9 protein-coding genes and 1 rRNA gene are annotated in these 6,400 nt (G+C 53.4%); 4 read left to right on the forward strand and 6 right to left on the reverse strand.

Annotated features, from left to right (window positions below):
* Positions 1–24 precede the first annotated feature (24 nt).
* The 5 genes from MHM85_RS14070 to flgB are packed head-to-tail and all read right to left on the reverse strand — an operon-like array spanning position 25 to position 3,628.
* Complete coding sequence (locus MHM85_RS14070) at positions 25–783, reverse strand: flagellar basal body rod protein FlgF (protein ID WP_139527780.1); 759 nt, start codon at positions 781–783, stop codon at positions 25–27.
* Positions 784–814: 31 nt separating this feature from the next.
* Entirely contained in the window at positions 815–2,032 is a 1,218-nt protein-coding gene (gene flgE, locus MHM85_RS14075; RefSeq protein ID WP_139527779.1) for a flagellar hook protein FlgE, read from the reverse strand.
* Between the two features lie 36 nt (positions 2,033–2,068).
* Complete coding sequence (locus MHM85_RS14080) at positions 2,069–2,761, reverse strand: flagellar hook assembly protein FlgD (protein ID WP_196781571.1); 693 nt, start codon at positions 2,759–2,761, stop codon at positions 2,069–2,071.
* Positions 2,762–2,763: 2 nt separating this feature from the next.
* Positions 2,764–3,174: a flagellar basal body rod protein FlgC gene (flgC, locus tag MHM85_RS14085; RefSeq protein WP_139527777.1), complete on the reverse strand. Its 411-nt coding sequence runs from the start codon at positions 3,172–3,174 to the stop codon at positions 2,764–2,766.
* A gap of 25 nt (positions 3,175–3,199) precedes the next feature.
* Positions 3,200–3,628: a flagellar basal body rod protein FlgB gene (gene flgB / locus MHM85_RS14090; RefSeq protein WP_239286297.1), complete on the reverse strand. Its 429-nt coding sequence runs from the start codon at positions 3,626–3,628 to the stop codon at positions 3,200–3,202.
* 285 nt (positions 3,629–3,913) lie between these two features.
* Between flgB and flgA the strand changes: the two genes are divergently transcribed.
* From flgA to MHM85_RS14110, 4 genes are all read left to right on the forward strand, one after another.
* Entirely contained in the window at positions 3,914–4,540 is a 627-nt protein-coding gene (gene flgA / locus MHM85_RS14095) for a flagellar basal body P-ring formation chaperone FlgA (RefSeq protein ID WP_231125606.1), read from the forward strand.
* Between the two features lie 85 nt (positions 4,541–4,625).
* A complete protein-coding gene (gene flgM, locus MHM85_RS14100; RefSeq protein WP_139527769.1) occupies positions 4,626–4,892 on the forward strand; it encodes a flagellar biosynthesis anti-sigma factor FlgM in 267 nt (88 codons plus the stop codon).
* Positions 4,889–5,338 (forward strand): flagellar protein FlgN, encoded by a 450-nt coding sequence (locus MHM85_RS14105; RefSeq protein WP_239286299.1) that lies wholly within the window; start codon positions 4,889–4,891, stop codon positions 5,336–5,338. Before flgM ends, MHM85_RS14105 begins: the two co-directional genes overlap by 4 nt.
* 71 nt (positions 5,339–5,409) lie before the next feature.
* Positions 5,410–6,150: an SDR family NAD(P)-dependent oxidoreductase gene (locus MHM85_RS14110; RefSeq protein WP_153843278.1), complete on the forward strand. Its 741-nt coding sequence runs from the start codon at positions 5,410–5,412 to the stop codon at positions 6,148–6,150.
* Between the two features lie 129 nt (positions 6,151–6,279).
* On the opposite strand, the gene rrf is transcribed toward MHM85_RS14110, so the two are convergent.
* Positions 6,280–6,395: ribosomal RNA gene (gene rrf / locus MHM85_RS14115) — 5S ribosomal RNA — on the reverse strand.
* Positions 6,396–6,400 lie beyond the last annotated feature (5 nt).

Raw genomic sequence — 6,400 nt, forward strand, 5'->3', positions numbered from 1 at the left:
GTTCCCTTGGCTGAGTGGCTGCAATTAGCCTTGAATAGAGAGAATACTGTTGGCTCGCTGAGCATTTTCATCCGCCGAGCTGAGCATTTTCATTTGCATGTCGTAACGGCGCGCTACGTCGATCATCGACACCATGGCATCGACGGCACTCACGTTACTGCCCTCCAGCGCACCGCTAACCAACCGTGCATCTTCGTCAGCTTGAAGCACACCAGGCGCCCCATCTGCACCAGGGGGCGCTCTGAACAAACCATCATCCCCGCGCTCCAGACCCAGCTCATCTGGCGTCACGAGCTTGATACGACCAACATCCACCATTGCCGCGGGACCTTCTCCCTGAGGAATCGCACTAATCGTGCCGTCGGCACCTAGAGAGATTTGCGCCCCCTGTGGCACCGCAATGGGGCCAGCGTCACCCATGACGGGACGGCCGACACTCAACAGCACACCATCGCTGTCGAGCTGCAAGTCACCACGTCGGGTATAGGTTTCGGTCCCATCGTCTGCTAACACCGCCATCCAAGCATTCCCCTGCATGGCCACGTCCAACGTACGCCCAGTACGCTCGATGGGGCCTTGCGAGAAATCGGTTCCCGGCGTCGTGGCAACGGCAGATACCCGGGTAGGCAATGCACCATCGCCTTGCACGGGCACAGAGCGCACGGCCTGAAGCTGAGCGCGGAACCCAGCGGTCGACACATTCGATAGGTTATTACTCACTACCGACTGCTGATCCATCGTGTGTTTTGCGCCACTCATGGCGGTATAAAGCATGCGATCCAAGACGTTTACTCCTTACCCGTTCGCCCAGTCATTAAATGTTAATGATGGTTTGCAGCAGCTCGTCCTGGGTGCTAATGGTCTGGGAGTTTGCTTGGTACGCACGCTGAGCCACGATCATATCGACCAATTCACGCGCCATATCAACGTTGGATGTTTCGATCGCATTTGGTTGGATCAAACCACGCAAACCAGCCCCTGGGGCACCTAGAAGTTCCTGGCCTGAGGTGCCGGTAGCGGCCCATAGGTTATCCCCTTCAGGACGCAGGCCCTCAGGATTACGGAACGTCACCAGTGTCACTTGCCCCGCGGCACGCGACTCCTCATTGGAGTAGTTACGCATGATGGTGCCATCTTCCTCAATGGTGATACCCACGAGAGCACCTGCGGTATAGCCGTCTTGAATAGTGTCATTGACCGTGGACTCACTGGCAAACTGTGTCGTTCCCTCGAAACTCAGCTCAATATCCAAAGCCGCTAACGGATTGCCTGCCCCGAACTCATTATTATTGAACGTGGCATTATTGGTGTTCTCCGCCTGCAGAGTACCGTTTTGGGTAAAGGTGAGATTACCTAACGCGACGTCGTAGGTGCCGCCATCAGCAGGCCCACCCGAGAGGCGACCATTCACGTTCCACTGGTTAGCCGCTGTCTTTGTAAAGTAGAGGGTTAAGTTACGTGCGTTACCTTGCGAATCAAAGACAGTCGCGTTAGTGGAGTAATTGTAGGTATTCGCATTATCGGCGTTAAACGCAGCAGCAATGACTGGCTGTCCAGAGTTCAAGTTCAACGAGACACCTAACTCTGTCGTAGCGTTTGCAGGTAAGTCACCCGGCGGAATTTCCATCGGGACGACATTACCCCCTTCTTGTACGTTACCTTCGGCATCGGCAGGGTAACCCATAATCTGCGCGCCTTGAGCATTCACAAGACGGCCATCAGCGGTCATGGTTAACTGGCCGTTACGAGAATACCCGATCTCGCCATTCGGCTGCTGATAGCGAAAGAAGCCTTCACCTGCAATGGCTAAGTCCATGTTACGGCTGGTGGATTCGATGTTACCCTGGCTGAAATTCTGCAATACAGCAGATGTTCGCACCCCCAAACCAACGCGCGAGTTTGCAAATACATCCGCAAACTGAATATTGGAGCTTTTAAAGCCAACAGTCTGCGAGTTAGCGATGTTGTTACCCACCACGCCTAGTTTTTGCTGCTGAGCGTTCAAACCACTGAGTGCTTGCGTAAAACTCATGATATTCCCCTGGAAAAAGTGTCGGCTAGCGAATCATCAAAGAATTTGTTTGATTTGATCGAGTGTCACTTGGCCATAGATCGCGCCAAGGTCAAGGCGTACATCACTGCCCCCCGCTCCAGGCGAAACGCCTTGAACAAGGGCATAATTCAAGGCACGTGACTCTAGCAACTCGCCCTCGGCATTGGTTGCTTTAAAATTGACCCGGTAAGCGCCTTCAGGAACCGCTTCGCCGCCATTGGTCATCCCACCCCAACTAAACGATTCTACGCCTGCAGCCACACGGCCTAAGTTATTGGTGTAAACCACTTCCCCTGATTGGCTCGTCACGGTGACTTCAACTTTCTCGGCAGGGGTATCCAACTCGATGCCGAACGGCGTAGCGTAGGAACCATTCTCAGGATCCACGCTCACCATTACGTTATTACCAGGAACCAGCACGGCCTTATCGATCAGGCCTGCGGCCTGCAGCGTTTGTGCCGCATCCATCTGTTGGGTAATGCCATTCAAAGTAGCGTTCAGCTCTTCAATACCGCTGACGGTATTGATCTGAGCAAGCTGAGACGTCATTTCCGAATTATCCATCGGATTGAGCGGATCTTGATTCTGGAGCTGTGTAATTAGCAGGGTCATGAAGCTATCGCGCAGCTCAGCGGACTGCCGCGTGGAGAGGCCAGCGGTCGAACCACTGCTGTTGATACTATTAACGACACTCGTGTCAATATTCATTATTAGCCCTCACCGAGCGACAGCGTTTGAACCATCATTTGCTTGGTTGTGTTGAAGACTTCCACGTTGGCTTGATAAGAGCGTGACGCAGAAATCATGTTGACCATCTCATGCACCGGATCCACGTTAGGCTTAGCCACATAGCCTTCTTCATCGGCGGCGGGGTGATTCGGCATGTACTCCATACGTAGCGGAGAGTCGTCTTCCACGACTTCAGTAACCCGCACCCCACCCACGCCAAAACGATTATTCTGGGACTGGGTCTCAAACATGACCTGTTTGGAGCGATACGTCTCACCATCTGGGCCCGCAATGCTATCGGCATTCGCCATGTTGCTGGCGGTGACGTTCATTCGCTGGGCTTGGGCGCTCATGGCGGAACCGGCGATCTCAAACGCTGAAAACATCGACATAGCTTATTCTTCTCCTATTACTAGGTTATTCAGGCTGCATCGCATTTTTCAGGCCTTGAATACGACGGTTCATAATGGTGAGCGCGGCCTGATAGCGCACCGCATTGTCGGCAAACTGTGTTCGCTCGCGATCCATATCGACAGTGTTACCATCCAAACTGGGCTGGTCTGGAATCCGATACAGTAAATCTGCACTTCCTGCGCCTCGCCAAACAGGCCCTTCACCTGCCAGATGCCGGTCTGACGTACGCGCCAACGCCAAGCCACCGCGCTGCTGCTGAGCTTGGCCACCATCGACGGCTTTCTTCAACTCGCTGGCAAAATCGATGTCTCGCGCTTTGTAGTTGGGGGTATCGGCATTGGCAATATTGGCGGCAAGTACTTGGTGTCGTTGCTGCCGCAACCCTAGCGCCTGCTGGTGAAAGTTAAAGGCAGATTCAAGCTGATCGATCATGCCGACCCTCGCTCGCTGAGAGGCAAAAAATAAATCGGAAATTGTTGATGATGAATAATAGGCGTGCGGCTTTCACCTTAAAGCATGGAACAGCTACCGTTTACACCAGCATTTCCCATGATGCGTGGGGTACTTTTGCATTACACTGCCGGGCTGATGCTTGCCATCTGTCTTTCTAAACTGAGCGATCTTCTCATGCGCTACTTGCTGCATTTTGCTGCACGCTGCTCAATAGTTCTTAACGTTTTGTTATTACTTCTTTATGTCGGCGCTCCTCAGCCCGTCTTGGCGCAAGCTACGGATCAAACGCTGCTCGACACAGTGCAGCAGTTTCTGTACCAAGAAACTCAAACACTGGGGCAGGAGGTCGTCATCGATATCGCACCACCATCGCCGCACCTGCCACCCTGCCTTCAACCCACCCCCTTTCTCCCTAATGCAAACCAAGCGCCAATCGGTCGTGTGTCGGTGGGCGTTCGCTGCGGAGAAGACGGACGCCAAACTCGCTATCTGCAAGCCCAAGTAGATGTGATAGGTCGCTACATCGTGGCTGGCCAAGACATTGCGCGCGGCACACTCATCACATCGTCCATGCTGGCTCAGCGTGAAGGCAATCTGAGTGATCTGTCATCTCAATCGCTAACCAGTGAGGAGGATGTCGTTGGCAAAGTTGCTCAGCGTCCCATTCGCAGCGGTAGCACCTTCCAAGCACATTTCTTACAAGCTCCCAGCCTCGTTGAACGCGGCCAGCGCGTCACGGTCATAGCAGAAGGTTCTGGCTTTCGCGTCTCAAGGGAAGGAGAAGCGCTAACGGATGGCGCAGAGGGCGAGACCATTCGTGTGCGTTTTGGCCCTCGAGACATCATGAATGCGCGAGTGATTGGCCAAGGGACTTTGATGGTGGATTTTTAGCCGATCATCTAAAGTTTCTTTTTAGGAAGCCGATAAAGGATCATATAGCGCACGGCGCCCCAACGTTGACGATGAGGCCAACAACGTGAAAATTGATAACCTTAATCCGCTGCTTCGTAATACACCAGCGCAGCAGCGTGACGATGCTCAAAAAATCAGTGGCACCAAGCCATCGGAAACGGGTAACACGACCCGTGAAGCCACTCAGCTTAGCCAGTCTAGGATCGATGATAGTCAAGATATCGACATGACTAAAGTCCAAGAAATTCGCGATGCCATTCGCGAAGGTCGGCTTGAAGTACGTGCCGACCGAATCGCTGATGGCCTGCTTGCCAACTTGAAAGACCTATGAGCCTATCACGCCTTCTTTCCAGTCAGTTGCAGCGTCTTGAAGCACTTATCGAGCTACTTACCGATGAGCAAGAGCAGCTGACCAAAGGCAGTATCGATGGTGAAGTGTTAACAGACATCGCTGCCAAGAAACAGGCACTGCTTGCAGAGCTTGAGCGTATGGAAGTTTTACGCCGCGGCGTTCAAACCAAGCTTGGCTATCCAGAAGGCGCTCCTGGCGCCAAACAAGCTGCCACCGATGCAGATTGCTTAGCCACTTGGGAAAGCCTGCTCGAAAAGAGTGAACGCGTATCACGCATGAACGCGCTGACCGGCCAAATGCTGTCCGTGCGCATGAAGCACAATCAAGAAATGCTCGACTATATCCGGAAAATTGCCGAGAAAACCCTGTATAAACCGAATGGTCGTAACAGCGCTCAGCCAGGACGTATCAATGCGTCGGCTTGAACGACAAGCATAGACAAACCCTATACAAAACGCTTCAATGAGAACAACACTGTTCACTATTGGAGCGTGTCATGTTTCCCTATCTCCCCGAAGATTTTACCGCCGTTATTGCAGGTGCCAATGGCGGCATTGGTCGTGCCATGTTGCACACCCTTTTGGCTGCACCTCAAACAGGGCGCGTCATTGCGGCTAGCCGTTCAACGATAGCGATGCAGCATCCAAAACTCGAGGCGCTTTCCGCGGACATCACCACGTCGACAGGTCGCGATGCGCTGTGTAACGCATTGGATGGGCAGCCCGTTCACTTACTCTTCAATGCCGTGGGCGTTCTTCACGATACGTCCAAGCACATACAACCCGAAAAACGACTAGAGCAGTTGGATGAGGCAGCCTTTGCCCACGTCATGCACGTCAATGCGGCAACGCCTGCGCTACTCATTGGTGCCCTCAAGCCCTCACTGCAAGGCCAGCACCCCACGATCATCGCCAGCCTCTCTGCTCGAGTCGGCTCCATTACCGACAATGGGTACGGCGGCTGGTATAGCTACCGTGCCAGTAAAGCTGCGCACAACATGTTGATGAAGACAGCGGCCATCGAGCTGAGCAGGCTTAATAAACAGTCGATCGTTCTTTGTCTTCACCCAGGCACGACGGACACCTCTCTGTCGAAGCCGTTTCAAGCACGCGTCCCTGCCGAAAAGTTGTTCAGCCCAGAGTTCGTGTCAACACGGCTAATCGAGGTCATAAACAAGCGATCCCCCGAGGAAACCGGCAGCTTTTGGGACTGGGCGGGTGAGTCGATCGAGTGGTAACGACCTTGGTATTTTCGCTTAATTATTAGAAGTTCTTACAGCAAAAAGCCCCGCACAAGGTGTGTACGGGGCTTATCGAGCGCACAACAAAAAACCCAGCCGGTTGGCTGGGTTCTTTGCGGTATAAGTGCCTGACGATGACCTACTCTCGCATGGGGAGACCCCACACTACCATCGGCGCTAAGCGGTTTCACTTCTGAGTTCGGCATGGGATCAGGTGGTTCACGCGTGCTATGGTCGTCAGGCGTAA

Source organism: Halomonas sp. McD50-4 (assembly GCF_022348135.1).
Taxonomy (GTDB): Bacteria; Pseudomonadota; Gammaproteobacteria; order Pseudomonadales; family Halomonadaceae; genus Vreelandella; species Vreelandella piezotolerans.